This is a genomic window from Aquisalimonas sp., from assembly GCF_007120195.1.
In the GTDB taxonomy this organism is placed as follows: Bacteria; Pseudomonadota; Gammaproteobacteria; order Nitrococcales; family Aquisalimonadaceae; genus Aquisalimonas.
The window spans coordinates 1-3,532 of the sequence record NZ_SKOG01000205.1 but is presented as its reverse complement, the minus strand read 5'-3'; the positions used below and the strand labels follow the sequence as shown (position 1 = coordinate 3,532).

Sequence of the window (3,532 nt, the reverse complement as noted above, 5' to 3'; positions counted from 1 at the left end):
TAATGGCTCTGAGTGATGGTGCGCCACCTCAACTTAACCCACGAACGTTGAGGCGGGGCAGGTCAATACAACACGCGTACGCCCGTCGATCAGCCGTAGTGCCATGGCATGGCTCCACGCCGTAGGGTGGATTAGGCGCAGCCGTAATCCACCGTCAAAGACACAGCGCCGCAGGCGCGCAACGCATGCTGGGCTCTTGCGCCCTCGGCGCGATTCGTCTAACGGTGCATTACGCTCGCGCTAATGACACCCTTCGCCCTTCGATCAGCCGCGGTGCGATGGCATCGCTCCACGCCGCGTGGATTAGGCGCAGCCGTCATCCACCGTCCATGACTGCTGGGGGAGCATCGAACAGGCTGGCCCTGTAGGCCTGTTTCCGTAAAATGGAGTGCAATCCACTCAGGGAATGGCCATGCGCACGTTACGTCGATGCATCCGAATTCCATTACTATTGGTAAACGTCACCATCGCGGTGCTGGCGATTCTTGCCGCCACGGGATGGGATCGGCTGCGCGGACGCCCGCTGCATGCCGGCATGGCGCGGTCGGCCCAGGTATTCGCATGCTGGAGTTTGTGCCGCCTGCTGGGCGTGCGTATCCGCGTTGAAGGTGTTCCAGTGGTCGAGCCGCCGGCGTTGCTTGTGTGCAATCACCAGTCGTGGCTGGACATTCTCGTGGTCAGTGCCCAGTGGCCCGTGTCCTTTCTCAGCAAGTCAGAAGTGCGCTCATGGCCTGGTATCGGCCCGGCGGCCTCCGCGCTGGGCACGCTCTACATCGAGCGGGGAGCCTCGAATGCCTCCGGTCGGGCCACCGCCCTCATGGCCGAACGGCTGGCGGAAGGCCATCGCGTCATCTTCTTCCCGGAGGGCACGACCAATGCCGGCCGCGAGCTCCTGCCGTTCCGGCCTCGGCTGTACCAGGCCGCTATAGATGCCGGCGCCCCGATCCAGCCAATAACCCTGCTTTATCTCGACCGCACCGGTGAGCTCAGCAGCAATGCGCCGTTCGTCGATGACGAGGGCTTGCTCAGGCACGTCATTCGCTTGGCTGGCGAACCGCATACCGTATGCCGCATCTACGCCTGCGAGGCGATCGATGTTCAGGGGCGCAGACGCAGTGAGCTGGCTGCCATGAGCCGCGCGGCCATGGCGCAGTCCCTGGGTTTGCCCCAAGAGGACGCCCGCCGCAAGCGCACGTCCGGCGGCGCGGAGGCCCAGGCCCGCCTGCGCGCCTGAGCGCAACGGGCTTGAATCCTCCCGCCCCCTCGTTTGAGCGAGGCCCGGATAATGCCGGGACCGCCGGCCCCGAGGTCGGCATGCGGCGGCAGCCCGAGAGGCTGATCCTCGCCAAGGTCTGGTGTTGCCTCAAAGCAACATGAACCCGGCCAATGCACACCCTGGCACCAGCGCATAGACTGGGAAGCGCGTGCCCATCAGCAGCGCGAAAGCCAACGCCGCGATGAGGAACTCCGTGACGCCGGTAATGCCGATGCGGATCACCGGGTCCCACAGAATCGCCGCGAGCAGTCCCACCACCCCGGCGTTCACGCCAGCGACGGCGCGGCGGATCGTGGTGATGCCGCTGATGCGGCCCCACCAGGGGAGAACGCCAACGAGCAGGAGCGTGCCGGGCAGGAAAATGACCACAAGCGCGATCAATCCCCCTATGATCGGCATGTGCGGCTGCGCCTCGGCACCCAGGTACCCCGCGAAGCTGAACAGTGGGCCAGGCAGGGCCTGAGCGACACCATAACCGGCAAGGAAACTGCTGGCGTCCACGCCGGCAGGCGCGGCCACCTCGCGCTCGAGTAACGGCAGCACCACGTGCCCGCCACCGAACACCAGTGCGCCGGCGCGGTAGACACCATCGACCAGGCTTGTGATCCCGCCCGGTGCCACGCTCGCGAGCAGCGGCAGGCCGGCCAGCCCCAGCGCGAACAGGATCAGGCTCGTGCCCGCCGTGCGCCGGGACACTGGAACACTGAGGCCGCCGTTTGCCGCCGCGGCGCCCGCCCGCATGGGCAGCGCGAAGGCCAGTAACCCGCCAAGCACCAAGGCCCCCAGCTGCCCGGCCGGATTGGCCCAGATCAGCGCCACCGCGGTGGCAAGAATGACGATGAGCGCACGCTGCCAGTCCGGGGCGAGGGTGCGCGCCATGTTAATGACGGCATGCGCCACCACCGCAACGGCAGCGAGTTTGAGCCCGTGCAGCCAACCCGCGCCGGTAATGGCCTCGGTGCCGGCCGCGCCCAGGGCCATGGCCAGGGAGATCATGATCACCGCCGAGGGCAGGGTGAACCCCAGCCATGCGCCGAGCAGACCGGGTAAGCCGGCGCGCAGCAGGCCGATGGCCTGTCCCACTTGGCTGCTGCTCGGCCCGGGCAGAAATTGGCAGAGCGCGACGATCTGTCCGTACTGCTGGTCGTTTAGCCACGCGCGTCGCTGGACCAGTGCTTCGCGGTAGTAGCCCAGATGCGCCACGGGGCCACCGAAGGAGCGCAAGCCCAGGCCCAGGAAGACGAAGAACACCTCAAGCGCCGGGTGCTTGTTGTGCCAGCTCCCGATCGGCGCCACGCTCAGACGTCCCGGGGCGTGGCGCCGTGATGGCGCGGGAACGCCACCCGGCCCTGGGCGTCAGCCGGGACGCCGAATTGCTCGTTGTCTGGTGGTGTCTCAATCATGGGCCGTGCCTCCCTCGCCCTCACCCCATGCGGACAGGCCGGGCAACAAGCGGTTGCCGGTTTAGCCGGCGGTATTCTCGCGGAGCATGAGCTGCTCCAGCAATGCCTTCTGGGCGTGCAGGCGATTTTCAGCCTCGTCCCAGACCACCGAGCGCGGGCCGTCAATGACGTCCGCATCCACCTCTTCGCCGCGGTGAGCGGGCAGGCAATGCATAAACAGGGCGTCCTCCGCCGCGCGGTCCATGAGCGCGCTGGTGACACGGTAGGGCGTGAATGCCCGCTCACGCCGCTTGTGCTCCTCTTCCTGGCCCATGCTGGCCCAGACGTCGGTCACCACCAGGTCGGCGGCGGCTACCGCATCGGCCGGGTCGCGACAAATGGTGACCCGCTGCGGGGCCGTGGCAACGATCTGCGGATCCGGGTCAAACCCCTCCGGGCAGCCCACGCGCAGCTGAAAATCGAACTGGTCGGCGGCGTTGATATACGAGTGGCACATGTTGTTGCCGTCGCCAATCCAGGCGATGGTCCGCCCCTGGATGCTGCCGCGGTGCTCCACGAAGGTCTGGATGTCGGCGAGCAGCTGGCAGGGGTGGAAGCTGTCCGATAGGCCATTGATCACCGGCACCGCCGAGTAGGCGGCGAAGCGCTCCAGTGTCTCATGGGCGAAGGTGCGGATCATTACCGCATCGACCATGCGCGAGAGCACGCGCGCCGTGTCCTCCACCGGCTCGCCGCGTCCGAGCTGACTGTCCCGCGGGCTGAGGAAGATGGCGCTGCCGCCGAGCTGATCCATGCCGGCTTCGAAGGACACGCGTGTGCGTGTCGAGGATTTCTCGAAGACCATCCCCAGCAC

3 protein-coding genes are annotated in these 3,532 nt (G+C 66.8%); 1 reads left to right on the top strand and 2 read right to left on the bottom strand.

Annotation, left to right across the window (positions count from 1 at the left end):
* Window positions 1-412: 412 nt before the first annotated feature.
* Window positions 413-1,234: a 1-acyl-sn-glycerol-3-phosphate acyltransferase gene (locus QZT63_RS14585; protein WP_290652220.1), complete on the top strand. Its 822-nt coding sequence runs from the start codon at window positions 413-415 to the stop codon at window positions 1,232-1,234.
* Window positions 1,235-1,363: 129 nt separating this feature from the next.
* Here QZT63_RS14585 and chrA read toward each other — a convergent pair whose 3' ends face one another.
* Both chrA and argF read right to left on the bottom strand, forming a co-directional pair.
* Entirely contained in the window at window positions 1,364-2,572 is a 1,209-nt protein-coding gene (gene chrA, locus QZT63_RS14580) for a chromate efflux transporter (protein WP_290652219.1), read from the bottom strand.
* 168 nt (window positions 2,573-2,740) lie between these two features.
* A partial coding sequence (argF, locus tag QZT63_RS14575; RefSeq protein ID WP_290652218.1) for an ornithine carbamoyltransferase occupies window positions 2,741-3,532 on the bottom strand: 792 nt, incomplete at its 5' end.